The organism is Microthrixaceae bacterium (assembly GCA_023957975.1).
Lineage (GTDB): Bacteria > Actinomycetota > Acidimicrobiia > Acidimicrobiales > Microtrichaceae > JAMLGM01.
The window spans coordinates 77,247-103,078 of record JAMLGM010000010.1 but is presented as its reverse complement, the minus strand read 5'-3'; the positions used below and the strand labels follow the sequence as shown (position 1 = coordinate 103,078).

General features: G+C 66.3%; 23 protein-coding genes. 10 read left to right on the top strand and 13 right to left on the bottom strand.

Going from position 1 to position 25,832, the window contains the following annotated elements:
• Nucleotides 1-85: 85 nt before the first annotated feature.
• The 9 genes from M9952_14110 to M9952_14070 all read right to left on the bottom strand — a co-directional run bounded on the left by M9952_14110 (nt 86) and on the right by M9952_14070 (nt 10,068).
• Nucleotides 86-2,548, bottom strand: coding sequence for an MMPL family transporter (locus tag M9952_14110; protein ID MCO5314056.1), 2,463 nt, complete (start codon nt 2,546-2,548; stop codon nt 86-88).
• A gap of 173 nt (nt 2,549-2,721) precedes the next feature.
• Complete coding sequence (locus M9952_14105; GenBank protein ID MCO5314055.1) at nt 2,722-3,999, bottom strand: dihydroorotase; 1,278 nt, start codon at nt 3,997-3,999, stop codon at nt 2,722-2,724.
• Nucleotides 3,996-4,949 (bottom strand): aspartate carbamoyltransferase catalytic subunit, encoded by a 954-nt coding sequence (locus M9952_14100; protein ID MCO5314054.1) that lies wholly within the window; start codon nt 4,947-4,949, stop codon nt 3,996-3,998. Before M9952_14100 ends, M9952_14105 begins: the two co-directional genes overlap by 4 nt.
• Nucleotides 4,946-5,515, bottom strand: coding sequence for a bifunctional pyr operon transcriptional regulator/uracil phosphoribosyltransferase PyrR (pyrR, locus tag M9952_14095; GenBank protein ID MCO5314053.1), 570 nt, complete (start codon nt 5,513-5,515; stop codon nt 4,946-4,948). Before pyrR ends, M9952_14100 begins: the two co-directional genes overlap by 4 nt.
• A gap of 83 nt (nt 5,516-5,598) precedes the next feature.
• Nucleotides 5,599-6,033, bottom strand: coding sequence for a transcription antitermination factor NusB (nusB, locus tag M9952_14090; protein ID MCO5314052.1), 435 nt, complete (start codon nt 6,031-6,033; stop codon nt 5,599-5,601).
• A gap of 2 nt (nt 6,034-6,035) precedes the next feature.
• Complete coding sequence (efp, locus tag M9952_14085) at nt 6,036-6,605, bottom strand: elongation factor P (protein MCO5314051.1); 570 nt, start codon at nt 6,603-6,605, stop codon at nt 6,036-6,038.
• Nucleotides 6,606-6,698: 93 nt separating this feature from the next.
• The gene (locus M9952_14080) at nt 6,699-8,024 is read right to left on the bottom strand and encodes a M24 family metallopeptidase (GenBank protein MCO5314050.1); all 1,326 of its coding nucleotides are present in this window, start codon (nt 8,022-8,024) and stop codon (nt 6,699-6,701) included.
• The gene (locus tag M9952_14075; GenBank protein ID MCO5314049.1) at nt 8,021-8,509 is read right to left on the bottom strand and encodes a 3-dehydroquinate dehydratase; all 489 of its coding nucleotides are present in this window, start codon (nt 8,507-8,509) and stop codon (nt 8,021-8,023) included. The genes M9952_14080 and M9952_14075 overlap by 4 nt, the downstream gene beginning before the upstream one ends.
• Nucleotides 8,510-8,568: 59 nt before the next feature.
• The gene (locus tag M9952_14070) at nt 8,569-10,068 is read right to left on the bottom strand and encodes an HNH endonuclease (protein ID MCO5314048.1); all 1,500 of its coding nucleotides are present in this window, start codon (nt 10,066-10,068) and stop codon (nt 8,569-8,571) included.
• A gap of 69 nt (nt 10,069-10,137) precedes the next feature.
• Here M9952_14070 and M9952_14065 point away from each other — a divergent pair, with 69 nt between their 5' ends.
• Nucleotides 10,138-10,698 (top strand): nitroreductase, encoded by a 561-nt coding sequence (locus M9952_14065; protein ID MCO5314047.1) that lies wholly within the window; start codon nt 10,138-10,140, stop codon nt 10,696-10,698.
• A gap of 12 nt (nt 10,699-10,710) precedes the next feature.
• Here the strand turns inward: M9952_14065 and M9952_14060 are convergent, their stop codons facing one another.
• Complete coding sequence (locus tag M9952_14060) at nt 10,711-11,355, bottom strand: class I SAM-dependent methyltransferase (GenBank protein ID MCO5314046.1); 645 nt, start codon at nt 11,353-11,355, stop codon at nt 10,711-10,713.
• 180 nt (nt 11,356-11,535) lie between these two features.
• Here M9952_14060 and M9952_14055 point away from each other — a divergent pair, with 180 nt between their 5' ends.
• Nucleotides 11,536-12,681 carry a thiolase family protein gene (locus M9952_14055; GenBank protein MCO5314045.1) on the top strand — a complete coding sequence of 382 codons (1,146 nt, stop codon included), beginning with the start codon at nt 11,536-11,538 and terminating at the stop codon, nt 12,679-12,681.
• A gap of 50 nt (nt 12,682-12,731) precedes the next feature.
• Here the strand turns inward: M9952_14055 and M9952_14050 are convergent, their stop codons facing one another.
• Nucleotides 12,732-14,486: an alpha-glucosidase gene (locus M9952_14050; GenBank protein ID MCO5314044.1), complete on the bottom strand. Its 1,755-nt coding sequence runs from the start codon at nt 14,484-14,486 to the stop codon at nt 12,732-12,734.
• A gap of 34 nt (nt 14,487-14,520) precedes the next feature.
• Between M9952_14050 and M9952_14045 the strand changes: the two genes are divergently transcribed.
• The 5 genes from M9952_14045 to M9952_14025 all read left to right on the top strand — a co-directional run bounded on the left by M9952_14045 (nt 14,521) and on the right by M9952_14025 (nt 19,252).
• On the top strand, nt 14,521-15,042 hold the full coding sequence (locus M9952_14045) for a DUF2752 domain-containing protein (GenBank protein ID MCO5314043.1): 522 nt from the start codon (nt 14,521-14,523) through the stop codon (nt 15,040-15,042).
• Nucleotides 15,043-15,141: 99 nt separating this feature from the next.
• Nucleotides 15,142-16,989, top strand: a complete 1,848-nt coding sequence (locus M9952_14040; protein MCO5314042.1) for a nitrite/sulfite reductase — start codon at nt 15,142-15,144, stop codon at nt 16,987-16,989.
• Nucleotides 16,989-17,693, top strand: a complete 705-nt coding sequence (locus tag M9952_14035; protein MCO5314041.1) for a phosphoadenylyl-sulfate reductase — start codon at nt 16,989-16,991, stop codon at nt 17,691-17,693. The genes M9952_14040 and M9952_14035 overlap by 1 nt, the downstream gene beginning before the upstream one ends.
• A 101-nt stretch (nt 17,694-17,794) precedes the next feature.
• Nucleotides 17,795-18,694 carry a hypothetical protein gene (locus M9952_14030; GenBank protein ID MCO5314040.1) on the top strand — a complete coding sequence of 300 codons (900 nt, stop codon included), beginning with the start codon at nt 17,795-17,797 and terminating at the stop codon, nt 18,692-18,694.
• A 66-nt stretch (nt 18,695-18,760) separates the two neighbouring features.
• Nucleotides 18,761-19,252 carry a DUF2505 domain-containing protein gene (locus M9952_14025; protein ID MCO5314039.1) on the top strand — a complete coding sequence of 164 codons (492 nt, stop codon included), beginning with the start codon at nt 18,761-18,763 and terminating at the stop codon, nt 19,250-19,252.
• Between the two features lie 32 nt (nt 19,253-19,284).
• On the opposite strand, the gene M9952_14020 is transcribed toward M9952_14025, so the two are convergent.
• On the bottom strand, nt 19,285-20,838 hold the full coding sequence (locus M9952_14020) for a VWA domain-containing protein (protein ID MCO5314038.1): 1,554 nt from the start codon (nt 20,836-20,838) through the stop codon (nt 19,285-19,287).
• A 1-nt stretch (nt 20,839) separates the two neighbouring features.
• Entirely contained in the window at nt 20,840-21,751 is a 912-nt protein-coding gene (locus M9952_14015; GenBank protein MCO5314037.1) for a MoxR family ATPase, read from the bottom strand.
• 116 nt (nt 21,752-21,867) lie between these two features.
• On the opposite strand from M9952_14015, the gene M9952_14010 reads away from it, so the two are divergent.
• Genes M9952_14010 through M9952_14000 form a run of 3 tightly spaced genes read left to right on the top strand, consistent with a single transcriptional unit; the run spans nt 21,868 to nt 25,813 of the window.
• Nucleotides 21,868-23,388 (top strand): AAA family ATPase, encoded by a 1,521-nt coding sequence (locus M9952_14010; GenBank protein ID MCO5314036.1) that lies wholly within the window; start codon nt 21,868-21,870, stop codon nt 23,386-23,388.
• A 38-nt stretch (nt 23,389-23,426) separates the two neighbouring features.
• Nucleotides 23,427-24,155: a hypothetical protein gene (locus tag M9952_14005; protein MCO5314035.1), complete on the top strand. Its 729-nt coding sequence runs from the start codon at nt 23,427-23,429 to the stop codon at nt 24,153-24,155.
• Nucleotides 24,152-25,813: a polysaccharide biosynthesis C-terminal domain-containing protein gene (locus M9952_14000; GenBank protein MCO5314034.1), complete on the top strand. Its 1,662-nt coding sequence runs from the start codon at nt 24,152-24,154 to the stop codon at nt 25,811-25,813. The genes M9952_14005 and M9952_14000 overlap by 4 nt, the downstream gene beginning before the upstream one ends.
• The last annotated feature ends 19 nt before the right edge of the window (nt 25,814-25,832 follow it).

The window sequence follows — 25,832 nt, the reverse complement described above, 5'->3', positions numbered from 1 at the left end:
TCTCCGATAACCAGTGGTCGTGATCACGACCACTGGTTATCGGAGAACCGGCTGGGCCGGGCGCGAGGCTGGGCCGGGCAGGGGCTCAGGCGTCGTGGGTCACGTCAAGGTCGTGGGCCGGGCCCTCAACATTGAGCCGCGGCAGGATCCGATCGAGCCAGCGGGGGAACCACCAGTTCTTGTCACCGAGCAGTTCCATCGTCGCCGGAACCAGCAACATCCGCACCAGGGTCGCGTCGAGAAACACCGCAACGGCCAGCCCCACACCGAAGCTCTTGACGACCCGCTCATCCTCGAACAGAAACGAACCGAACACCACCACCATGATCGCCGCCGCGGCGGTGATCACCCGGGCCGTCGCCGCCAGACCGTCGGCCACCGAGTTACGTGAGTCGCCGGAGCGGTCGTATTCCTCTTTGATTCGCGACAGGAGGAATACCTCGTAGTCCATCGACAACCCGAAAACGATGGCGAACATCATCACCGGAATGAACGGTTCGATAGGCGCTGGCGAGACACCGAACAGGCTAGAACCCCATCCCCACTGGAACACCGCCACCACGACGCCGTAGGCAGCGCCGATCGACAACAGGTTCATGATGACCGCCTTGATCGGCACGAGAATCGAGCGGAAGACCATCATCAACAGCAGGAATGACAGCGCCAACACGATGCTGAAGAACATCACCATGCGCTCGGACAGGTAGGTCGTGAAATCGACGTTGATCGCAGTGTTGCCGGTGACGTGCAGCTCCGCACCGTCGACCACGCCACCGACCTCTCCAACGACCTCATCGCGGATGCGCTCGATCAACGCGACCGTCGCTTCATCCTGTGGCGAGGTCGTGGGAAACACCTGGAACATCAACGCCGACGGGCTCAGCAACTCCTCGACATTGTCGGGAAGCAGCGGGGCGAACTCTGATGACGTCAGCGTTGAGAGGTCGAAGGCCAACAGTTCTTCGGGGTCGCTCGGCAATAGGCCGCCCGACGTCGGATCGCCGCCCGCCGCACCGCCTGACATGAACTCCATCAACCCCGAGGCCTGGAGGTCCTGCAGATTCGACGGGATCGGACCAACCACCTGGGCGACGCCGTCGGTGCCCTCGAGCAGCCCCCCGATTCCGCCGGCGGCGATCATGTTGACCCCGCGGACCGTCACGATCAGCGGACCGTTGAACCCCGGCCCGAAACCCTCCGACAGCAGGTCATAGGCCCGCCGGGCGTCGGTGTCCTCGGGAGCGTTGCCCGCATCCGCGGATCCGAGGCGCAACGACAGCACTGGCGATGCGACCACCAGCAACACCGCCACCCCGGCGAGCATCGCACTCCACGGATGACGCTGGATGAGGTGACTCCACTTGTACGCAAGGGTCTGTTCAGCGGGCTTGGGGCGACGCTGGCGAACCTCCGCACGCAGCGGCGCAACAAAGAACCCGGCGACCAGGATGGCGACCGCGACGCCGAATGCCGCCACCATCGGAGTGAAGTTCAGGCCGACGCCGAGCAGGCCGAGCGCCACGAACCCTGCGGCGATCAGCCCGCGCCACCGCGTCAGCTCTACCCGATGACCGGCGAATCCCAGCAGCGCCGGCAACAGGGTCACCGAGGCGACCATCGTCACCGCCACCGTGAGCGCCGCAGCGATCCCCATCCCACCGATGAACGACAGCCCGATCGCCAACATGCCCAGCAGTGAGATCACCACAGTGATGCCGGCGAAGATCACCGCACGGCCCGAGGTGTCGATCGCGATCGAACAGGCCTCTTCACCCTCGTGACCGGCGTGGAGTTGCTCTCGATACCTGGTGACGATGAACAGCGCGTAGTCGATGCCCACGCCAAGCCCGATCATCGCACCGATGGTGGTGGCGAGATCGGGGACGTCGATGAGTCGTGACGCCAACATCACGACTACCGCTCCGACACCGACGCCGGCGACCGCAATGGCGATCGGCAGTCCCATCGCCAGCACCGATCCGAAGGCGAAGATCAACACCACGATGGCGAACGCAAGGCCGATCAACTCGGATTTCGGCGGTTCGAACTCGGCGAACATCTCGCCCGCCAGGTAGATCTGTGTGCCCTTGATCTTCGGGAACTCGTCGCGGATCTGGGTGCCGAGGGTCGCCAGGGCGGTGAAATCAAAATCGCCATTCACCGTCAACCGAGCAAACGCGGTGCGGCCGTCCTCGGAGATCTGGAAGTCCTGGTTGCCCGGTTCGAACGGGGAGGACACGGCGACGCCGTCCAGCTTCGCGACGCGCTCGAAGAGCTTCTCAAGCGGGACCTGCACGACTGAACTCGTCACCGGGCTGTTGCTTCGCACGACGATCGAGGACTCGAAGCCCCCCATCAGTTCGCCGAACTCCGACCCGAGCACATCGATGCCGCGGCTCGAGTCCGAGTCTGGGAGTTCGAAGGACTCGAGATACCGCGCCCCGCCCAACGCGGAGACGATCGCGCCGAGCGCGACGAGCGCTCCGACCCAGGCGAACACGGTCTGCCACCGGTTGCGAAAGCACCAGGAACCAAGACGAGCCAACATGAAGTACTCCGGTGGTGAGGGAATCGTTCGGCGATGAGCGGCCGGTGCTGGGGATTCGCCACGCGGCCGCGTTCACCTCAGTTGAACGGCTGTTTACTCTAGCAAGCGTGCCCTTCGATGAAGCGAGGCCGCCGGCGGCTACGGGCCAGCGCCACGGGCCAGCGCCAGCGGCTTCAGCGCTGAGCCTCGCCGTCGAGCACCACCGGCTCGCCCTCGAGGATCGTGTGGCGGACGCGACCCCGGACCCGACGTCCGACATAGGGCACGTTGCGCGAACGACTGGCGCCGCCGCTGTCGTCGATCGTCCAGTCTTCCTCGGGGTTGAACACGAACAGGTTGGCCGGCCGCCCGGAGGCGATCGGTCCGCCGTGGCGATCCGCGATCCCGGCGATGCGGGCGGGCTGCCACGACAACCTGGCCAAGACCTCGCGCAGGTCCATCCCCAACTCGGTGATCGCCAGCGCGAGCGCGTACTCGAGGCCCAACATGCCGGGAGGGGCCTCGTCGAAGGGCCGTTCCTTCTCGTGGGGGGAATGAGGAGCGTGATCGGTGGCGATGGCGTCGATCGTTCCGTCCGCGAGCCCCACCTTCACCGCGGCGACGTCGTGGTCGGTTCGCAGCGGCGGGTGGACCTTGTAGAGCGCGTCGTAGGTCGCGCAGCACTCGTCGGTGAGCGTGAAATGGTGCGGTGCGGCCTCGGCGGTGATCGGCAGGCCCGAGGCCTTGGCGGCCTGCACCATCGCCACCGAACCGGCGGTCGACAGGTGCAGGAAATGCACCCGTGCGCCGGTGAGGCGGGCGAGCGCGATGTCGCGCATCACCATGAGTTCCTCGGCTTCAGCCGGCTGGCCCGGCAGGCCGAGGCGTGACGACCAGGCCCCCTCATGCATCACCGTCCCGGCGGAAAGCTCCGAAACCTCGCAATGCTGGGCGAGCGTGACGTCGAGGGCCTTCGCGTACTCGAGCGCGCGGCGCATCAGCGCGATGTCCTGCACCCCCGTGCCGTCGTCGGTGAAGATCTTCACCCCGAGATCCGCCATCTCCCCCATCGGCGCAAGCGTCTCCCCCGCTCGCCCGACCGTAATCGCGCCCGAGACCTCGACCCGGACGAGCGCCCGGCGCGCCAGTTCCTGAACGTCGCGCACCACCGAGGCGCAGTCGATCGCGGGGGTCGTGTTCGGCATTGCCAGCACCGCGCTGTAACCGCCGAGCGCCGCGGCGCGCGACCCCGACTCGACGGTCTCGGCCTCCTCCTTGCCCGGCTCACGCAGGTGGGTGTGAAGATCGACGAGGCCGGGGGCGACCACACAGCCGGCGGCGTCGATCGTGCGCGAAGCCGTCAGGTCGGGGCCGACCCCCACGATCTCGCCGTCGCGCACCACGACGTCGGCGAAGTACTCGCCGGTCTCGTCCACGATGCGGCCGCCTTTGATGACGTAGTCGGTGGTCATGGTTTGGGGGTTCCTTCCGAGGCTCCGAGGGCATCGAGTTGCGTGCTCGTTCCCAACAGCTTGAACAAGGCCGCCTGCCGCACTGCGACGCCGTTGGCCACCTGTTCGGTGATGACGGCGTTCGGGCGGTCGGCGGCCTCCGGCGAAATCTCGACCCCGCGATTCATCGGGCCCGGGTGCATGATGATCGCCTGATCGCCGAGCCGGTCCGCACGCTCGGGAGTCAGCCCCCAACGTTGGGAGTATTCGCGCAGCGACGGGACCAGCGCCTGGTCCATCCGCTCGCGTTGCATGCGCAACAGGTAACACACATCGAGGGTGGGCAACACCGCGTCGAGGTCGTGGGTCACCGTCACCGGCCAACCTTCCAGCGAGGGCGGCAACAGCGTCGGTGGGGCCACCAGCACCACCTCGGCGCCCAGCTTGGTGAACGCGTCGACATCGGAGCGGGCGACACGCGAATGCTGGATGTCGCCGATGATGCCGATGCGAAGACCGTCGAGCGAACCGAAACGCTGCCGGATCGTGTAGCTGTCGAGCAGCGCCTGGGTCGGGTGCTGGTGCCATCCGTCGCCGGCGTTGAGCACCTGCGCGTCGGTCCATCGGGTGATCTGCAGCGGCGCGCCCGAGCTGCGGTGGCGGATGATGATGGCATCGACGCCAAACGCGGTGATCGTCTCCACCGTGTCGCGCAGCGACTCCCCCTTCTTCACCGACGAGGTCGACACCGAGAAACTCATGACGTCGGCCGAGAGGCGTTTGGCCGCCGTCTCGAAGCTCAACCGGGTTCGGGTGGAGTCCTCGAAGAACAGCGACACGACCGTGCGCCCGCGAAGGGCCGGGACCTTGGGGACCGCGCGGTGGGCCACTTCGACGAACCGGTCGGTGAGGTCGAGCAGCCCCTCGATGTCGCCGCGGGTCAGGTCATCGATACTCAGCAGGTGCCTCATTTGCGCACCATTTCGCCGAGTTCGACCCCCAAGGCCGACACGTTGACCATCTCGTCACGCCTCGTCGGCAGGTTCTTGCCCACATAGTCGGGGCGAATCGGCAGTTCGCGGTGGCCGCGGTCGACCATCACGGCGAGTTGCACCGACCTCGGGCGGCCATAGGAACTCAATGCGTCGAGCGCGGCGCGAATGGTGCGGCCGGTGAACAACACGTCGTCGACGAGCACGATCACGCGGTTGTCGACGTCGAAGGCGATGTCGGTGACCTCCTCGGTCAACACCGGCCGCAGCCCGATGTCGTCTCGATAGAACGCGACGTCGAGCCGGCCGACCTCGACGGTGACCGATTCGATCTCGCTGAGGTCGGCGGCGATCGCCTCCGCGAGCGGCACTCCCCCGGTCTGGAGGCCGACGAGGGCCACGGCGTCGAGGCCGTGGTTCCGTTCGACGATCTCATGTGCCATGCGACGAATCGCACGACCGATGTCGTCGGAATCCATCACAACGGTTCTCGCCTGGAACTCAGCGCCGTATGGCGGGGCTCCGCGACGCTCGCGGTCGGCCATTCGCACACTCCTCGCCCGAAGGCACTCCGTGGAGGCCTCTCCGGACCCCCGTTAACGGTGTCGACGCCGAGGTTACGGGACGTTCAGGAGCCCGTCGAACGCAACGCGTTCGCGGCGCTGTCGAGCACGCCGTTGACGAATCGGCTCGAATCGTCGGTGCCGTAGCGCTTCGCCAGTTCGACCGCCTCGTCGATCACCACCGGGGTCGGGATGTCTTCACGGTGGGCGAGTTCGAAAATCGCGACCCGCAGCACCGCACGGTCCATGGCCGCCATGCGCTCGAGGGTCCAACCTCGGGCGAAGCGTTCGATCGTGGTGTCGATCTCTTCGAGGTGTTCGCCGACCCCCGCCACCAGTGCGACGGTGTAGGGGTCGGGGTCGAGGATCTGATCGTCGAGGATGCCGGCCGCATCGAGGTCGCGTTGTTCGGCTTCGTAGCCGAGCGCCACCGCTCGCTCGCGTGCCTCGTGGCGACCCGGCTCTGATGGGACGAATCCCGGTGAATACGAATTGGCCACGGTCAGCCGTTGGCTCGGGTGATGTACTCGCCCGTTCGGGTGTCGACACGGATGACGTCGTCGGGGCCGATGAAGAGCGGAACCTGCACCACGAGTCCGGTCACGAGCGTCGCCGGTTTGCGGCCCGCCGAGCTGCGGTCGCCCTGCAGGCCCGGCTCGGTCTCGGAGATGGGCAGGTCGACCGAGGCCGGCAACTCGACACCAATGATCTCGTCGCCGAACATCTGGATCTGCGCCGTCATGTTCTCGAGCAGGTAGTTCTTCGCGTCACCGAGAGCCGCCGGAGCCACCGACAGCTGCTCATAGGTGTTCGAATCCATGAACACGAAGTCGCTGCCGTCGTTGTAGAGGTACTGCATCTCCTTCTTTTCGATGAACGCCCGTTCCATCTTCTCGCCGGCGCGGAAGGTGCGGTCGATCACCGCTCCGGTACGCACGTTCTTGAGGGTTGTGCGCACGAAGGCGCCGCCCTTGCCGGGCTTGACGTGTTGGAACTCGACGAGTTGCACAAGCCCTTCGGGCAATTCGAGGGTGATGCCGTTCTTGAAGTCGGCGGTGGAGATCTGAGCCATGGTGGTTCCTCGTCGGAGGGTCGTTTCTGGATTGAAATAGCGGTCGATCGGGTGATCGGGTGATCGGGTGATCGGGTGATCGGCCCGAGACGGTCAGGCCACGAAGAGCGTTTTCGGCGACGACGTCAACGGCCGGCATCCGTCCTCGGTCACCACGACGGTGTCCTCGATCCGGACGCCACCGTGTGGGGACAGGTACACCCCGGGCTCGACGGTGACGACAAAACCGGGCGCGAGCGTAGCAGTCGACGGCTTGGAGACCCGCGGAGCCTCGTGGATGTCGAGCCCGACGCCGTGGCCGGTGGAGTGGGTGAAGTACTCGAGAAGTTCGTGGCGTTCCAACACCTCTCGACAGGTTGCATCGACCCTCTTCGACTCGACCCCCGGGCCGACGGCGGCGACCCCGGCCGCTTGGGACTCGAGGACCGCGTTCCACATCGCCACCAGACGGTCGCTGAGGTCGCCCGGTGCGCCGATGCCCAAGGTGCGGGTCATGTCGGAGCAGTAGCCGTCGACCACAGCACCGAAATCCAACACCAAGAGATCGCCGCGGCGGATGACCCGATCGGTCGGACGGGCGTGCGGCAGCGCACCGTTCGGGCCCGAGGCGACGATCGTTTCGAAGCTGTTGGCGGAGGCCCCGAGGCGACGAATCTCGGTGTCGAGGGCCAGGCCGAAGGCCGCCTCGGTCAGCTCCCCGGCCACTGAGCCCTGGACCTGTGCCTGTGCCGTGCCGTTCTGTGCCGTGCCGTTCTGTGCCGTGCCGTTCTGTGCCGTGCCGTTCTGTGCCGTGCCGGCAAGTAGGCCGATCACGTTGGCGAGGGCCTGGTCTGCGATGGCCGCTGCTCGCAACATGCGGTCGAGCTCCCCGAGATCCTTCGTGATACGGAGTTCCTCGACGACCCCCGTCGTGGCGACCGCATCGAGGCCCGAACCCTCGGGAGCGTGACCTGTTTCGGCGAAGATCTCGACGATCGACCGCTGTGTCGACCAGCTCACCGCATCGGCCTCGAGGCCGACCCTGGACGCCCCGGCAGCGACCAGCACGTCGCGCACCGCCGAAAGCTGCTTGTCGGCGACGATGTGCACCCTCACCGAAGCCCCCGATGCCTCGACCTGGGCACTCGCCTGGTCGCGGTAGCGACCGTCGGTGATCAGCACCGCGGCGGGTGCTGTACCGGTTGGGTCAGCCGACGTCACGACGAGCATCGCGGCGGACCCCGTGAATCCGGTGAGATACCGGACATTGGTGAGGTTCGTCACGACGAGCGCGTCGATCGGACCCCCGTCGGCGGCGGCTGTGGGGAACCGTTCGCGAAGGCGACCCAGCCGACCCGCAACGTCCATGGGATGCAGTGGAGCGTCCAGCACCGCTCCCTGCAACGCATCGACATCGGCATTGGTGATCGAGACCGTCACCGCGACGACCCGATCAATCCGACGAGCGCTTGAACCGCCAGCCGATACCCGCCGGCGCCGAATCCGGCAATCGTGCCGTTCACCACCGCAGCGACCACGCTGAGCTTGCGGAACTCGTCGCGAGCTGACGGATTCGACAGATGCAACTCCACCTTCGGCCCGTCATAGGCGGCGAGCGCGTCGTGAAGGGCGTAGCTGTAGTGCGTAAAGGCGCCGGGGTTGATGATGATGCCCGACGTCGAGGTGCGCGCCGCGTGAACCGCCTCGACGATCGAACCCTCATGGTTGTGTTGCGACGCCTCCAGAGCGAACCCCAGGGCGGCAGCCTCATCAGTGGCCAGCGCCACCAGGTCATCAAGGGTGGTCGTGCCGTAGATCTCGGGCTGGCGGGCTCCCAACAGGTTGAGGTTCGGCCCCGACAACAGCAGGATCGGCAGTTGGGCGCCACCGGGGGTTGGGCGCGACGGCTCGGTCGTCAGGTGCATGCACTCAGCGTAGGGCGAAGACCTCCCGACGGTGCGCCGATGCCGTCGGGGCCGCCGGTTCATTGGCGTATCGGTGGTTGGGGTGGTTTGGTCGGGGTGAGTGAGAGTTGCCCGGCTGTGGGGCGCCTGGCCCTCGTCGCTCCGCCGGTTCGGCTGCTCCTGCCCGAGCCTCGGCTGGAGGCTGACCTGCGGGCGTCGTGGGGTCGGTACATGCGGGTGTCGGGGTTGGCGGTCATGCGGTCGTAACGGCGCCGGATCGTGGCGATAGCGTCGCCCAAATCGACGGTCCCGCCGCGGACTTTCACTTTGGGCCGGGCCGGGGGTTCGGGTTCTGCCGCGAGTTCTTCGGGGAGGGGGCCTTGGCGTTGTACCCCGTGTTGTTGCCCCCAGATCGTGATCCCGCAAGGGTGGGTGTAGAGGGTCCATCCGTCGGTGGTGATGTGCATGGCCCATCCGATGCGGTGCACCAGGCCGTGGTGGTGTCGGCACAGGCACGCCAGGTTGTTCACCGCGGTGGCACCGCCGTTGCGGTGATGGCGAACATGGTGGGCTTCGGTTTGTTGGACCGGTGCATCGCAGCCGGGGAAACAACACCCCCCATCACGCGCGGCGAGTGCGGCGCGTTGAGCGTCGGTCGCCAACCGCACGGAGTGGCCAACATCGAGCGGCTGGCCCAACGAGTCCAACAGGACAGCGCGCAGTTCTGGGTCACACATCATGCGTTCGATCACATCGGCGGTGAGTGGATCACCTGTAGGCGAATACGCGCGTGGTTGGCCGTGTTCGTCGGCCTGCAAGATGATGGTGACTTCTGCGGTTCCTGGCCGGTAGTTACCCGACAGGGTGAACTGGGTGCCGAAACGGCACAGGTCCATCAACGCTTTAGCCCGCAACTGGGATTCTGATGTTGTCGGTGACCCGCCGAACTGTTCGGCGTCGTTGCGGACAGCTTTGCGGTGACGGTTGGTGGCGTCGTTGATGGCCTGGCGTACGACCTCGGCGTAGTCGCCGAAGAACTCTCCGACGACCTCCACACCGATGACACCGTCGGGGCCGTGGATGTCGCGTAGGTCGAGCCAGGATTCTTCTGCTGGTGGGGCGGGTTCGGTGCCGTCGGTGTCGACGAGTCGTGCCAACGCGGCGATGACTTTTTCCCATTTCGCGAACGTCAAATGCTCCGCCAAATCCAGCATTGGTCCGGCGTTGTCGGACCAGGTGGGTTCGATCCGCGGGTTCGACCACCGTCCGATCACCACCAGATGATCGAACCCCGCAACACCGGAACGGAGCCGGTCCAACACGTCGGGCTGATACCGGCGCCGTACCGCCCGAGCGACCGAAACCCGACGCGCCGCGGTCACCCCCGAACAACGAGCCATCTTCGACACCCACGCTTTGGTGGACAGGCCCTCGACGATGTCGGTCATCCCAACAGCATCCAACTCGCCCACCACGTCGATCATGTGCAGATCCAAACGGCGTTGCAGCTCGAACAACACCGCCACATCGTCGATCCCGGAACCCAGGTTATTCAGTTCGCTGTCGAAGCCCTCGAACATGCGTTTGATACTAAACGCGACCCCTGACAACGAAGTTGGTGACTCCCCGGACGCGCCAAACTGGTGGTCATGTCCGTCGAGTTCACCGATCTCCAAGCGCTGGTGCGCACCCGTCGCACGACCAAACAGACCGATTCCGATCGCGAGGTGCCCCGCGCGGTCGTCGAGGACCTGTGCGAACTGGCGACCTGGGCCCCCAATCACCGGCGAACCAACCCGTGGCGCTTTGCCGTGTTCACCGGAGCTGCACGCCAACGTCTCGGCGACACGATTGGCGACGTGTTGGTCAAACTCGAGGCGCACGAGGCCGCCATCAAGAAGACCCGCACCAAGTACTTCCGGGCTTCAACCATCATCGTCGTCGGTTCGATCGAAGGACCCGACGAGGTCACCACCGGCGAAAACCGCGACTCGGTATCGGCCGGGATCAACAACATGCTGCTCGGAGCGCATGCGCTCGGGCTCGCGACGCTGTGGTCGACGATCGCCACCCCGACCGCTCCCGAACTGCTCGCGCTTTGCGGGTTCCCGCCCGGCACGTTCTGCGCCGGGGCGATCTACCTGGGTTACCCGACCGGTTCCGAGGGCGCCGGCGTGCGCGAGGCCCCGACCATCACCTGGCACGAATGACCCACCGAGCGCTCAGCGCTTCTGGAGCATCGTCACCCCGTCGCCGATGGTCAACATCGCGACGGTGAACCGCTCACCGTCGACCAACGCATCGTTGAGCGCAGCGAGCGCTTGGGCGGACGCATCGTCGCTGGGTGGGTCGAGCACCGCCCCCGACCACAAGGTGTTGTCGATGAGCACAATCGCCCCGGCGGGCAGATGGGGATCGAGCGCGTCGAGGTACGCGGCGTAGTTCTCCTTGTCGGCGTCGATGAACGCCAGGTCGAAGCGCACCTCCGCACCGAACGACGCGATCGTCTCGAGCGCGGGCGCGATGCGTAGATCGATCCGGTCCTCCACCCCCGCTCGCCGCCAGAATTCGCGGGCCGTCGAGGTCCACTCCTCGCTTACGTCACAACAGGTCAGGTGACCCTCCGGACCGAGACCGCGGGCGATGGCGAGGGACGAGTACCCAGTGAAGGTGCCGATCTCGATCGCCCGACGGGCTCCGATGGCGCGGGTGAGCATCTCCATGAACAGGGCCTGGTCGTGGCCGATCTGCATGCCGGCAGCACGGCCGGTGCGTTCGGCGGTGACCTGTGCGAGCTCGCGCTGCACCTCGTCGCGAGCGGTGCTGTGCGCGACGACGTACTCGGCGATGTCGGATGAGACAATCACCCTTCGAGTGCTGGCCACTGGTCGTCCCCGGCCGCCCCGGTACGGCATTGCGCAGGAACGAGCGAGGCGATCCTAGGCCGAGCCCAGCTTCACGTCGTTGCGTGGCGCATGACACAATCGAACGCACTGCTGATCTGACGAAGCGTCAGGTCACCCGTCCACTCGTAGGAGTTTCCCGTCATGGCATCCGAGGTCTATATCGTCAGCGGCGTTCGCACGCCGATCGCCACCGCCTACAAGGGCTCGCTCGGCGGGGTCGATGCGTTCGAACTCGCCCAAACCGTGATTGCCGCAGCGGTCGAGCGTTCCGGTGTGGACGCCTCCCAGTTCGAAGACATGGGCTTCGGTGAGTCGTTCCAGGGTGGGGGCAATATCGGCCGCAACGCCGCGATCCGTGCCGGTCTCACGAACATCCCGGGCGTCGCCACCCAACGCTGGTGTGCTTCTGGAATGGCCGGCGTGCAGTGGGTCGCCGCCAACATCACCGCGGGCATGATCGACGCCGGTGTCGCTGGCGGTGTCGAGTCGATGACGACCGCTCCGGGCACCAGCCGCGGGGGCGAGTTCTGGCTGTCCCCGGCCAACGAGCCGACCGAGCTCGCACCGCCGTTCAACACGGCACTCGGGGTCGGCGACAACGCCGCCCGCATCGCAGGGGTGACCCGCGAGCAGGCCGACGAATGGGCGTTCAACAGCCACATGAACGCCGTGCGCGCCATCGACGAGGGCCGGTTCGCCAATGAGATCGTGCCGGTGACCCTGCCCGACGGCTCGCAGTTCACGACCGATGAGCACCCCCGCCGCAACTCGAGCCTCGAGAAGCTTGCGACACTGCCGGTGCTGAATCCCCAGAACGACTGGGCGACCACCACGGCCGGAAACTCCTCGGGCCTCAACGACGCCGCCGCTGCGCTCACGCTCGTGTCTCCCGAATTCGCCAAGGCGCATGGCCTCAAGCCCCGCGCCATCATCCGCGGCTGGGCTTCGGTCGGGCTTGCCGCCGAGGAGACCGGGCTCACCCCCGAGCCCGCTATGCGTAAGGCCCTCGCCAAGGCCGGCCTGAGCGTTGCCGACCTGCAGGCCGTCGAGATCAACGAGGCGTTCGCCTCGGTCGCCGTCGCCGCCACCAAGCGCCTCGGCCTCGACCCGGCGATCGTGAACCAGAACGGTTCGGGCTGCTCGCTCGGTCACCCGATCGGCTGCACCGGTGCCCGCATGATCGTCACCATGCTCAACGAACTCGACCGCCTCGACGCCCAGTTCGGCGCCGTCGCCATGTGTGCCGCCGGCGGCATGGGTTCGGCCACCGTCATCGAACGCGTCTGATCGCCCGGAGCGTCGTGGCCTCGCTGGTAGCCCCGGCGGGGCCACGACCATCAACGGCGATGCGGCGCCCCGCCCAGCACCGACCCGCTCAGCACGGCGGCGCTGTGGGGTGGCAGGTTGAGCCATCGTTCGTCGTTGAGGCCCTGCACCAGAGCAACCGAGTCGTCGGTGCGAACCAGCATCGCCGCACCCGCTTCGACCCGATGGGCAGCGCCGGTATCGCCGAGGTTGCACACCACCAACACGTTGCCGGCTTCGGGCTGATCGGGATCGCCGCGCCGATAGGCGATCACCTCGTCGCCGCCGTCGACCGGAACCAACTCCAGCGACCCGTGAGCGATCGCCGGATACTCGCGACGAAGGTGATACAGCTCGCGATACAGGTTGAGCAGCGACGCCGGGTCCTCGTTTTGCACCGACACGTTGTGTGTCGCAGCATCGTCGCCGTAGCGCAGCCACGGGGTGACATCGGGATCGGTGAAGCCGACGCCGGGCTCGTCGCTCCATTGCATCGGCACCCGAACCTCGTCACGGTTCAGCCGCTCGGGCAACCGCCGGTTGAGCGGCTCGTGCAGGATGCGGCGAAACACCCGCGGGATCGGGTCGACGGCCTCGCGTAACGGGATGTACTTGTTGGTCATTCCGACCTCTTGGCCCTGAAAAATCACCGGGATGCCGCGCAGCGTCAACATGAGCGTGGCCAACACCCGGGCCTTGCGCTCGTCGCCGCCGAGGCGAGACATCGACCGCGCCCGGTCGTGGTTCTCCACCACATAGGTCGGCTGCTGGGGTGCGGGAAACCGTCGTTCGAACCGCTCGATCAGACTGCGATAGCGCTTCGCCGAATAGCTCGCGTGGAGGAATTCGAAGAGGAACACCACGTGCAGCCCCGGCCGATCGCCGACCTGCACGTAGCGCGCCAGCGTGTCCTCGTCGCCGAACACCTCGCCGAGCAACACCCGCTCCCCCGGCCCGAACTCGTCGCACACCTCGCGAAGGTCGGCGGCCAACTCGAAGTTCTCCGTGGTGTTGAGGGTGTGGACCGGGCGCTGCAGGCGGGGCAACCCGGCGACGACGGTGGGCAACGGCGGATTGTTGCGCAGCGCGGCGTCCTGCATGATCGAACCGAAGATGTCGAGGCGGAACCCGTCGACCCCGCGCCCGAGCCACATCCGCACCATGTCGAACATCTCGGCGCGCACCGCTGGGTTGCGCCAGTTCAGGTCGGGCTGGAAATCGAGGAAGCTGGCGAGGAAGTACTGCTCGCGTTCGGGGCACCACCGCCAGGCGCGTTCGACCTGCAACTCCGAACGCCAGTTGTTCGGCGGCCGGCGACGACCGAGCCGATCCGTGCGAGCGTCGGCCCACACGTACCAATCGGCCTTCGGGTTCGTGCGTGAGGACCGAGACTCGACAAACCACGGGTGCTCATCGGAGGTGTGATTCAACACGAGGTCGAACAGCACCCGCAGCCCGCGAGCGTGGGCCTCGTCGATCAGGCGCTGGGCATCGTCGATCGTGCCGTACTCCGGTGACACGTTGCGATAGTCGGCGACGTCGTACCCCACGTCACGTTGGGGCGAGGTGAAGAACGGCGACACCCAGATCGCCCCCACGCCGAGGTCGGCGAGGTAGTCGAGCCGGGAAATGATGCCCTCGAGATCGCCGATGCCGTCGCCGTTCGAGTCGGCGAAGGACCGCGGATAGATCTGGTAGATGCTCGTCGACTGCCACCATTTGGGTGCACGGTCAGAAGCGCTTTCGGGGTCGGACAAAATGTCGGCAGGGTCGACGCCGGGTTGCATGGCCAGACCCTAACGTGTGAGCGAAAGCCCTCTCATGGAACCTGCATCCAGCGAACCCGCGCCCCACGAACCGCACGACCACGAATCCACACCGCACGAACCGGCGGCCGCCGTCGCCGTGCCGCTTCCGTCGGCGTTGCGACCCCCCAGTTGGCGTCTGCCCGCGCTCGCCACCGCTGCGTCGGTGGTGGCCGTGGGGGCCATTGCGATGCGAGATCCGGCGGTCGAGGGCAATTGGCCATCGTGCCCGTTCTTCGCGATGACCGGGCGGTTCTGCCCCGGATGCGGGTCGATGCGGGCCATCCACGCGCTCGCCCACGGAGACCTCACCCGCGCGCTGCATTCCAACGTGTTGCTCGTCGTCGCCGTCCCCTTGATGACCTACCTCCTGATCCGGGCGTGGGAACGTGGATTGCGCGGCTCGTTCGAGTCGAAGCTGCCGGATCCGATGGCGACGCGCTGGGCGCCGATGGTCACCCTCGTTTCGCTCGCGTCGTTCTGGTTGGTGCGCAACCTGCCCGGGTTCGAGTTCCTCACCCCCAGTTTCATCGGCTGAACCGTCGCACCTCCGCGAGTAACCGACCAGTTCGCAATTCTTGACTCAGAAGGTCGGGATTAACGTACACTGGCAGGACTTCACCCCTCGGAGACCGACGTGACCATCATCGAAATCGATCCCGCTGCATCCCAGGCAGCCCAGAATCTCTCGCCGACGAACCCATCCCGGGACTACGAGGTCCCCGACGACATGGCCGGCGACATCGAGGAAACGATCGCCAAGTTCGATCGAATGCTCGCCCTGCACCTCGCCGGCGAGATCGAGGAGGACACCTTCCGCGTGTTCCGCCTCAACAACGGCATTTACGGCCAACGTCAGGGCGGCACCAACCAGATGGTGCGGGTGAAGTCGCCCTATGGCCGCCTCAACGCCGAACAGCTCGACCTGATGGCCCGCGTCGCGGACGAGTACTCGCGCGGCTGGGGCCACATCACCACCCGCCAGAACTTCCAGTTCCACTACGTCGAACTCACCCGGGTCCCGGATCTCCTGCGCGAGTTCGCCTCGGTGGGCATGACGACCCGCGAGGCCTGCGGCGACACGGTGCGCAACGTCGAGGGATGCCACCTCGCCGGCGCCTGCCCCTTCGAGGTCCTCGACGTCAGCGCCTGGGCCGAGGCGGCGTTTCGTTACTTCCTCCACCACCCGTTCGCTCAGCGCCTTCCCCGCAAATTCAAGATCAACTTCTCGGGTTGCGACACCGATTGCGGCCAGGCGATGTTCAACGACGCCGGCGTCATCGCCGTCACCCGCACCCTCGACGACGGAACGGTCGAGGCCGGATTCCGCGTCTTCGTCGCCGGGGGGCTCGGGGCAAACCCGCATGCAGCGTTCGCACTCGAGGACTTCACCCCACGCGAGCAGCTGATGGAGACCCTCGAGGCCATCCTGCGCACCTTCGAACAGACCGGGAAACGCAACAACAAGCTCCGCGCCCGCCTCAAGTGGGTGGCGGCAGAACTCGGCGAGGAGGAACTGCGCAACCGCATCCTCGCCAGTCGGCGCTTGTTGCCGGCCGCTGCCGGCTGGCCGGGCGGCGTTCCCGAGGTCGTCAACGAATGGGGTGACTCCCCCGCTGGCCGCTCACACGAGGTAGCCGCCACGCCGATGGGCCAGGGCACCCCGGTGCAACTCCTGTCGAGCGACCCGTACCAGCGTTGGGACCAGGCCAACGTCGTGCGCGGCACGGCGAACGGCACGGTGAGCGCCTACGCCTGGGCCCGCCTCGGCGACGTCACCTCCGATCAGTTCCGCGGGCTGGCCGCCATCGTGCGCGAGTTCGACCTCGAGGTCCGCATCTCGAATCGCCAGAATCTCGTGTTTCGGGGACTCACCGAGGAACAACTCCCGGCCCTCTACGAGCGCCTCGTCGCCATCGGCATGCAACAGCCCGGGGCGGAACTGTCACGCGACGTGGTCGCATGCCCCGGTGCCGACACGTGCAACATCGCCGTCACCCAATCGCGCGGTCTCGCTGAAGCGATCGGCGTGGCGCTCGAAGAGGCCGGCCTTGCCGAGGTCGGCGGCATCCGCACCAACATCAGCGGTTGCACCAACTCCTGCGGGCAACACCACATCTCCGACATCGGCTTCCACGGCGCCGAACGCCGAGCGCACGGCAAGGCGGCACCCGGCTATCAGATGCTGCTCGGCGGTTACGTCGGTCAGGAGCGCATCCACTTCGGCGAGCGCGCCCTGCGCCTTCCCGCCAAGGCGGCGCCCGAGGCCGTCGTGCGGGTGGTCAGGCGATTCAACGAGGAGCGCATTTCTGGCGAGGACTTCCGCAGCTGGCTCGAGCGCTCGGGCGGAACCAAGGCGATCGCCGCGACCTTGAAGGATCTCGACGTGTTCCCCACCCCCGAGGAGAACCCCGACTTCTACGTCGACTACGACGAAACCGGACCGTTCGAGGTCGAAATCGGCGAGTCGGAGTGCGCAGTCTGATGGTCGAGTCATCCATCGCCATCCCATCGCCGCGATTCGTCGTCGCTGAGTTCAGCGACGACGAACTCGCGGAGATCAACAAGGAGTTCGAATCCGCGCCTGCCTCGAAGATCGTGCGCTGGGCGGTCGACAGCTTCGGCCCGCACCTCGCGCTGGCGGCGTCGATGGCCGACGCGCTGCTCATCGACATCGCCACGAAGGTCGATCCCGCGATCGAGGTCGTGTTCATCGACACCGGGTACCACTTCCCCGAAACGATCGAGACGGTCGAACGGATCCGGCGTCACTACGGGTTGAACCTGCGCATCATGACCGTCGCTCCGCACGACGAGGAACTGTGGGTCAAGGATCCCGAGAACTGCTGCTCGGCGGTCAAGGTCGGCCAACTCGACCGCGCGCTCAACGGAAAGGCCGCGTGGATGAGTGGGCTGCGCCGCGACGAAGCCGCCACGAGGGCCAACGCGCCGATCGTCGGTCGTGACCCTCGCGGGCTCATCAAGGTCAACCCGATCGCGAACTGGACCCAACTCGACTGCGACGGGTACCTGGCCGACAACAACGTCCCCCACAACCCGCTGCTCGACCAGGGCTACGCCTCGATCGGTTGTTGGCCCTGCACCAGCCCGGTCGCCGAGGGCGAAGATGCTCGCTCGGGTCGGTGGGCCGGCAGCGCCAAGACCGAGTGCGGCCTCCATCTGGCCTAGTGCCACCGCACTAGTGCCCGGTCGACCAGCGGGCCGCGCCGGTGGAAATTGCGGCCTCGCTCCACGTTGACATCACCCCGGTCGTTGGCCACGATGTGGTCGTGAACCCAACGATCGTTTCAGATTCGACCGGTGACGACCCGGGCATCCCGACCCGACTGATGGTCATGGGGATGGCCAAACGCAACGGCGACATCATCACCGCGGAACTCGCCCCGGTCATGGACGCGTGCGGGCTCTCCCCCGATCAGGTCCGGTCGTGTCTGCGGCGCCTCGTGAATGAAGGGCTCTTCGAACGCGACGGCGAAGGTCGCGACAGCCGCTACCACGCGACCGAGGCCGGGCTCGCGGAGCTCCGCTCGATCGGCGACCGCACCGTATTGGCCTATGCACAGGACCACGCCGGCCGCGGCTGGGATCGGCGCTGGCGCATCGTCGCCTTTGCCATCCCGGAGCCGATGCGCGCCTCTCGGGACCGGTTCCGCGACCGACTGCTGGCACTCGGCGCGGCGGCCGTCCACAACGGGTTGTATGTGGCCCCCCATCGGTGGGACACCGAAGTTCGCGCCGAGATTTCACGGCTCGGAATCGGCGCCTACGTCACCATGGCGACGACCGATGATCTTGAGATCGGCGGCACGTCCAATCCGAGGGACCTGGCCGGTCGTCTGTGGCCCCTCGAGCAGATCGCCGAGCGTTACCGCGACTTCATCGCCACCTACGAGTCCGTGCCCGCGGAACTCGAGGCGATGATGAAGCGGGGTGAACGAATCGCCGAACACGACTTTCTTCCGGGTGCCTTGCAGATCGCCATCCGCTTCATGCGCTGCTTCGAAGCCGACCCACTGCTTCCACCCGAACTGCTCCCGAAGCCGTGGCCCGGCCGCGACGCCCGCGAGGTGTTGGTCCGGTGCCGCAAGCTGGGCCTGCTCACCCGCGAGGAGAAGGGCGGACCTGCCATGTTCTCGGTTTTCGACGAGGCCATCTCCGCACTGCCCTGACCGGTCCGGCCGACGGGATCACACAACGACGGCAGGATCCACCCGGGATCGGGTAGGAAGTAGCCCATGGTGTTCAATGTCAACCAGAGCTTCGATGCCTCGGCCAGCGAGGTGTTCGACTGCTACGAATCCGCTCGGTTCGTCGGACGGCTGGGACCGTTGGGGCCACTCGGCGAAGCGCAACTCGTCGACCGGACGGAACGTGGCGACCGCACGGTCGTGCGTACGCGGATGACCTTTGTGGCCGACCTTCCGGCGGCGGCCCGGGCCATCGTCGACCGCGACAAGCTCGCCTGGATCGAGGAGGCGACCTACGACCGACCGTCGCTCACCGCGACGGTTCGTTTCCTGCCCGACCACTACGCCAACAAGTTCGAGGCGGCGGCATCAACGAAGTTCTACGACCTCGGAACCGGTTCGGTCCGGGCGGTGTCGGGCGACCTGAAGGTGCGGGTGCCGCTCGTCGGTCGCCAGGCCGAACGGGCGATCGTGTCCGGCCTCGTCGAGTACCTCGAGTCGGAAGCGGTCGTCGTCGCCCGCCACCTGGCCGAGGTCTGAACCGCTGGTCCCCGGCGACCGACGGCACCCGGCTACGCGAGATTGTCGACGAACCGCTCCAGTTGCCGCAGATTGCGACACTCAAAGGCCCCATCGCAGTACGTCGCGTACTCCCCCACGATCGAGTCGCCGGTGTCCCAGTAGCTTCTCGGCTCGGGGTTGAGCCAATACACGTGACGGGCGCGGTGCTGGATCTCCTTGATGACCCAACTCTGCGAGGCGTGATAGTTGTTGCGGGCGTCGCCGAGGATCATCACGCTGGTGCGCGGCCCGATCTCCTTGCCCCACCGTGACCAGAACACTTCGAACGCATGGCCGTAGTCGGAGTGGCCATCGACCCACACGACGTCGGCCTCGGTATTGACCCGGTGAATGGCCTCGACGATGTCCTCGGTGCCTTCGAACATGTGGGTCACCTCGTCGATACCGTCGATGAAGACGAACGAGCGGACTCGGCTGAACTGACCGGCGATGGCGTTGACGAGGTGCAACGTGAAGCGGGCGAAACTCGCGACCGACCCGGAGATATCGGCGATGACGAAGATCTCGGGTTTGGCCGGCCGCGGGTACTTGAACTTCGGCTCGACGGGAACGCCGCCGAAGCTCAGCGAGGCTCGGACGGTGTTTCGAAAGTCGAGCGCACCCTTGCGACCATGACGGCGTTTTCGCGCCAGACGAACTGCGAGCTTGCGGGTGAGCGGGTGCAGCGCCTGTTGCAGCAGCTTCATCTCGTCACGGCTCGCGTGCATGAAGTCGATGTCCTCGGGCAGTGGCTTGCGCAGCGTCTTCGCCATCGCCTCGACACCACGGTCGGCGACGAGCCGCCGGCGGATCTCCGCCTCGATCTCCTGTTTGAGTTGTTCGATGCGCTGCTGAAACTCGTCTTCTTGAAGGCGCTGTTCGAGGTTGGTCAACGGCTCGGGTGAATCGTCGGTGTCCTGTTGAACCAAGCGCTGCAGCACGCCGTCGAGATCGAGGTTCCGAAGCGTGCGATACAGGTAGTACGTGCCGCCCACCGGACGACCGGGCTCCATCCCCGCGTAGCGTCGAACCGACTGGCGGGCGACAGCTTTCATCATCGCCTGATCGCCGCGCTGCAAGGCCCGAAACAGCATCTCGGCGAGTTCTTCGGGGGTCATCTGATCGCCCCCGGCGCCTCCGCCGCCATGACCGTCGCCGTCGCCCTCGCCGGCGCCGCTCATCTGCTCGAGCAGGTCCTCGAGGTCGCCGGGCAGCTCATCGCCGTCGGCGTCGCCGATGAGGTACTGACGACCACGCATCGAGAAGTACACCTCGAACACGGTCTCGAACGCGCGCCAGTGAGCGTTGTTCTTCACCAGCGTCGCTGCGAGCGCGTATTTGAACGCGGCGCGGTCCTCGATCGGAATGTGCTTGACGGCCTCCATGGCATCGATGGATTCGCTGAGGCTCACCGGAAGGCCGGCCTCGCGCAACTCGATGATGAACCCGTTGAGCAGGTTGACCAGTCCGCTGCCCTCGGCGATGAGCACCGCACCGTCGGGCTCAAACCCGTCCGCGGAGTCGTGGATACCGGCAGCGTCGGCCGAGGCCGTGTCGTCGGCCATGTCAGGCCTCGCTGAGCGGGCCGCCCTTGCGCAAGCTCGAGCCCTCGTTCGCGAATTCCTTCGACGCCTTCGCGATGTCGGACTGGTACTTGAGCAGGATGCTGGCGGTTCCGACGGCGGTGTCGGCGTCGATTTTCTGAACCCCGAGCAGCATGAGCGTGCGCGCCCAGTCGAGCACCTCGGACACCGACGGGGCCTTCTTCAACTCCATCTGGCGGATCGAACGGACGATGCGGGCGATCTGGTCGGCGAGCGACTCGGTGATGTCGGGCACCTTGGTGAGCACGATTTCCTTTTCGCGCTCCATGTCCGGGTAGTCGATGTGGAGAAACAGGCAGCGACGCTTGAGCGCCTCGGACAGTTCGCGGGTGTTGTTCGACGTGAGAAACACCATCGGGATCTGGTTGGCGGTGATGGTTCCCAACTCGGGGATCGACACCTGATAGTCCGAGAGGATCTCGAGCAACAGCGCCTCGGTCTCCACCTCGACCCGGTCGACTTCGTCGATCAGCAACACCACCGGCTCATCGGCGCGGATCGCCTCGAGGAGCGGGCGGGTCAACAAGAAGTCGTCGGAGAAGATGTCCTCTTCGATCTGCTCCCAGTCGGCGCCATCGCCCTCGGTCTTGGTCGCCTGGATGCGCAGCAACTGCTTCTTGTAGTTCCACTCATACAGCGCCTTCGACTCGTCGAGGCCCTCGTAACACTGCAGGCGGATCAGGCGTGCGCCGGTGATCTCCGCGACCGACTTCGCGAGCTGGGTCTTGCCGGTGCCCGCCGGGCCCTCGACGAGCACCGGCTTTCCGAGACGATCGGCGAGAAAGACGATGCCGGCGATGGCGTCGTCGGAAAGGTAGTCGGCCTTGCCAAGACGCTCTCGGACGTCGGCCACGGATTCGAAGCGATACGACATGGCCCTACGCTACCGAGATTCTTGACCGCCTGGTCAATCCGCTGCGAGAGCACCGCCACGGCCGATTCACCATCGCACCTCGCGTCGGTACTCGGGGAGGAAGTACCCTCGTCGCCGTGAGCGCCTCCCCACTTATCGGCGTCGTTCGACCCTTCGTGGAGGAGGTCGCGGCCGCGCTGAGCGACGCCATCTCGGTGCTCCCCGACGCCTCGAGCGAGAACGCCGAGCACGACACCATCGTCGAGGCCCGAGAGCTCGTGGCCGCCTGCATCGATGCCGACCGACGACATACCGATGCCGAACTCTGGGCGTTTGCGGCAACCTTCGGCGAGTTGTTCGCCGACCCGGCGCTCGCCGGGGCCCGCCCCCAGCAGCTTCGCGACGCCGATCTGTTCACCCACAAGGCCGCTTGGCTCGGCCAGCGAACGACGCTGTTCGAGATCCTTCTGGATTGCGACCGCCGCAGTGGAACCGCCCACGCCATGGCCTACTACCGGCGGGCACTCGACATCTTCCACGTGGTCGCGGCGATCGATGAGGTGACCGCCACCGCCGAGATCGAAGCCATCGGCGCGTACCGGACCATGCTGCTCGATGCCATCCGGTCGGGCATCCCCTCCGGGCAACTCCCCGCCCCGCTTCGCCCCTCCCAGGCGGGCGAGGCCGCCACCCAGACCACGGCGAATGCGACCGTGCCCGCCGAACCCGACCCGGAACCGCGCGACTTCGAGGATCTGCTCGCCGAACTCGACTCGCTCATCGGGCTCACCGAAGTGAAGGCCGAGGTCCGGCGCGTCACCGACCTGTTGCGGGTCCAGCAGCTGCGCGGCGAACGCGGGCTGCCCGTCATCGACACCACGCTGCACCTGGTCTTCGTGGGCAATCCCGGAACCGGCAAGACGACCGTCGCGCGCCTGCTTGCGCAGATCTACCGCTCGGTCGGGGCGCTCGAGCGCGGGCAGTTGGTGGAAACCGACCGTTCCGGCATGGTCGCCGGCTACGTCGGCCAGACCGCACCGCTCGTGGTGGCCCGATTCGATGAGGCCGACGGGGGCATGTTGTTCATCGACGAGGCCTACACCCTGGTGCGCGGTGGCGAGAACGACTTCGGTCGCGAGGCGATCGATCAACTCGTCAAGCTGATCGAAGACCGGCGCGACCGCACCGCAGTCGTCGTCGCCGGCTACCCCGAGGAGATGGAAGCGTTCATCGAAGCCAACCCGGGCCTGCGCTCGAGGTTCCCCAAGACGATCGTGTTTCCCGATTACGAGACCAGCGAGCTGATCGACATTTTCGAGCGGATCTGTGACAAACAGCGCTACGAGCTCTCCGATGAGGCGCGAACGAAGCTGCACGACCTGATCAACACCACCGAACGCGGACGGGGATTCGGCAACGGACGCTTCGTGCGCAACGTCTTTGAAGACGCGGTGGTTCGCCACGCCACCCGGGTCGCCCGGATCGAGGCACCGAGCGACGAGGACCTGCAGCGCTTCGAACCGGAGGACCTGACCACCGCCGAGGACCCCACCACCGAAACCACTACCGAAACCACCACCTACGCCGCCGGTAACGACTCGACGCCCGCAGCGGCGCCGCCCACCGAGCCGACGCCTACAGTGAACGACGACGGCTGACCACCGCTCGGTGTCACCACAAGATCCCCAACGCATCCATGCCCACCTCTGGCCCTCCGCCCGACTCGATCCCCAACGCGTCTGTTCTGGCGACTCCGATGACCCTCGGCGCCGCAATCTCCGGCGCCGCCATCGGTGCGCTCATCGGGATGCTGGCGGGCCCGGTCGGGGCGGTGCTGCTCGCCGTGATCGGCGCCCTTATCGGTGTTGCCATCCGGCTGCTCAGCGCACGAAGCCCCCAAGAGCGGGCCGGAGGGATCGATCCGTTCACGGTGCAGGAACCGTGGCGACGCCTCACCCAGGATGCCCAACGCACCCGCACCACGTTTCGCGACGCGCTTTCGCGCACCCCGGCGGGGCCGATCCACGACCGTCTCGACACGATCGGATCCCGCGTCGACGACGCCGTCGCCAACGTGTGGCGCACCGCCCAGGCCGGACATGAGCTGGCAGCCGCCCTGTACAAGATGCTGGCAGAATCCGACAGCGCCGCTCGCGTGCGCGACCAGGTCGAGGTGACCGAACAGCGGCTGCGACGAGCAAACGATGAACTCACCGAGACGCTCGCCCTCGCGATCGAATTGTCGGTGAGCGCCAACGCTCCCGACGAGTTCAACTCGATCGAAGCCGGGGTGTCGGCCATCTCCGACGAGCTCGGAGCCGTGTATTCCGCCTTGCAGGAGACGTCTTCGCTCAGCCGCCGGCCGGGCCCCTCGTCGACCGACCCGCCCACAGAGCCAGGCACCGGGACCGGCTCGGCTCCATGACCGACGCGATGAGTTCGGTCGGCGCATCCGACGCATCGAGCGAATCCGGGTCTCCCCAGCCGCCGAGGCGGGCAAGTGTCGAACGCGACTCGTTGTGGGTCGCCGCTGGCACGACGCTGAGTCGCGTCACCGGATTCGCACGGGTCTTCGTGTTGGCGTGGGCCATCGGACAATCCGATCTGGCAGATGTCTACGCGCTGGCGAACACCGCCCCGAACCTGATCTACGAGTTCGTGGTCGGCGGCATTTTGTCGGCAACCCTCGTGCCGCTCTTCGTACGCGCCCGAGAACGCGACGACCGAGACGCCGCCTCGGTACTCATGTCGGTCGGCTTCGTGGCAGCGATCGCTCTGACCCTGCTGGCGATGGGCCTCACATTCGGCGTCGACCGGTGGGCAACCGCTCGCTGGGAGGACCTCGACGGGCAGGTGTCGAGTTGGACGCAGTTCCAGTCCGGCATGGCGATGCTGTATCTGTTCCTCCCTCAGATCCTCTTTTACGCCATCACCTCGCTCACGACCGCCTACCTCAACGCCTCCCGCCGCTACAAGACGGCCGCATTCGCCCCGGTGCTCACCAACGTCGTCAGCATCATCGCGTTCGTCATCGTCGGATTTCGCCTGCAGGGCCGCGACGACATCTTGGATTCGACGATCTTCGACTCCTCGACCATCTACTGGCTCGGTATCGGCACGACCGCCGGCATTATCGCCATGACGATCCCGCTCTTGTGGGAGATGAGGCGCCTCCACAACCCGCTGCGCTTTGTTCCACGATTTCGCCACCCGATCGTCTCGACGCTGATCCGGCTCTCGGGTTGGACCTTCGGATACGTGGCGGCAAACCAGGTCGCCCTGCTGTTTGTTGCAACCACCGTCACCTCGCTGTCTCGCTATCAGAACGCATTCATCTTCTTCCAACTCCCCCACGGCCTCATCGCGGTTTCGTTGATGACCACCATCACCCCGGAACTCGCCAGCGCGGTCGCGGCCGCCGACTACCAGGCGCTCGCCGATCGGTTCGTGCGCGGCTTGCGACTACTCGCCTCGCTGCTGTTGCCGGCGGCGGTGGGATACGCGCTCCTCGCCGTTCCCATCGCCTCGTTTCTCGCACGCGGCAGCCTCACCGCTGAGGACGCCCGCCTCACCGGCACGACACTCGCAGCGTTCGCCATCGGCCTGCCGGCGTTTTCGGCCTATCTGTATGCCTGCCGCGGCTTCTACGCGATGAGCAACACCCGCACTCCATTCTTTCTCAACCTGTTGGAAAACGGCGCCAACATCGCGTTTGTCATCGTGTTGTCCGTTTCCGGCCGGTCGAGCAGCGCGTGGTTCGCTCTCGCCTACTCCTGCTCCTACGCCATCGCCGCGGTCGTCGCATTGCGTCGCCTCGAACGAGCGGTCACAGCCAAGGACCCCGCCGTGATTCGACCGAGCCTCGACCCGCTCATCAAGATGGCGGCCGCGTCGGTGATCATGGGTCTCGCGGTGTTCGCAACCCGTCTGGTGCTCAGCGCCGACCGTGGCACAGGAGCGCTTGTCTCGGTGGCGGTCGGTGTCGTGATCGGGGTGGCGACCTACGCGGTAGCCGGGCTCAAACTGCAGATTCCCGAGGTCACCGCCGCGGTCGCCAACGTCCGCCGCCGCGCCCGCGTCTGAATATCTGCGACGAGCCGCA

What these genes read in the sequence shown, in the direction of transcription:
- M9952_14110 (MCO5314056.1), bottom strand. Translation starts at nt 2,548, where the DNA reads ATGTTGGCTCGTCTTGGTTCCTGGTGCTTTCGCAACCGGTGGCAGACC.
- M9952_14105 (MCO5314055.1), bottom strand. Translation starts at nt 3,999, where the DNA reads ATGACCACCGACTACGTCATCAAAGGCGGCCGCATCGTGGACGAGACC.
- M9952_14100 (MCO5314054.1), bottom strand. Translation starts at nt 4,949, where the DNA reads ATGAGGCACCTGCTGAGTATCGATGACCTGACCCGCGGCGACATCGAG.
- pyrR (MCO5314053.1), bottom strand. Translation starts at nt 5,515, where the DNA reads ATGGCCGACCGCGAGCGTCGCGGAGCCCCGCCATACGGCGCTGAGTTC.
- efp (MCO5314051.1), bottom strand. Translation starts at nt 6,605, where the DNA reads ATGGCTCAGATCTCCACCGCCGACTTCAAGAACGGCATCACCCTCGAA.
- M9952_14075 (MCO5314049.1), bottom strand. Translation starts at nt 8,509, where the DNA reads ATGCACCTGACGACCGAGCCGTCGCGCCCAACCCCCGGTGGCGCCCAA.
- M9952_14070 (MCO5314048.1), bottom strand. Translation starts at nt 10,068, where the DNA reads ATGTTCGAGGGCTTCGACAGCGAACTGAATAACCTGGGTTCCGGGATC.
- M9952_14065 (MCO5314047.1), top strand. Translation starts at nt 10,138, where the DNA reads ATGTCCGTCGAGTTCACCGATCTCCAAGCGCTGGTGCGCACCCGTCGC.
- M9952_14055 (MCO5314045.1), top strand. Translation starts at nt 11,536, where the DNA reads ATGGCATCCGAGGTCTATATCGTCAGCGGCGTTCGCACGCCGATCGCC.
- M9952_14050 (MCO5314044.1), bottom strand. Translation starts at nt 14,486, where the DNA reads ATGCAACCCGGCGTCGACCCTGCCGACATTTTGTCCGACCCCGAAAGC.
- M9952_14045 (MCO5314043.1), top strand. Translation starts at nt 14,521, where the DNA reads ATGGAACCTGCATCCAGCGAACCCGCGCCCCACGAACCGCACGACCAC.
- M9952_14035 (MCO5314041.1), top strand. Translation starts at nt 16,989, where the DNA reads ATGGTCGAGTCATCCATCGCCATCCCATCGCCGCGATTCGTCGTCGCT.
- M9952_14025 (MCO5314039.1), top strand. Translation starts at nt 18,761, where the DNA reads ATGGTGTTCAATGTCAACCAGAGCTTCGATGCCTCGGCCAGCGAGGTG.
- M9952_14020 (MCO5314038.1), bottom strand. Translation starts at nt 20,838, where the DNA reads ATGGCCGACGACACGGCCTCGGCCGACGCTGCCGGTATCCACGACTCC.
- M9952_14015 (MCO5314037.1), bottom strand. Translation starts at nt 21,751, where the DNA reads ATGTCGTATCGCTTCGAATCCGTGGCCGACGTCCGAGAGCGTCTTGGC.
- M9952_14005 (MCO5314035.1), top strand. Translation starts at nt 23,427, where the DNA reads ATGCCCACCTCTGGCCCTCCGCCCGACTCGATCCCCAACGCGTCTGTT.
- M9952_14000 (MCO5314034.1), top strand. Translation starts at nt 24,152, where the DNA reads ATGACCGACGCGATGAGTTCGGTCGGCGCATCCGACGCATCGAGCGAA.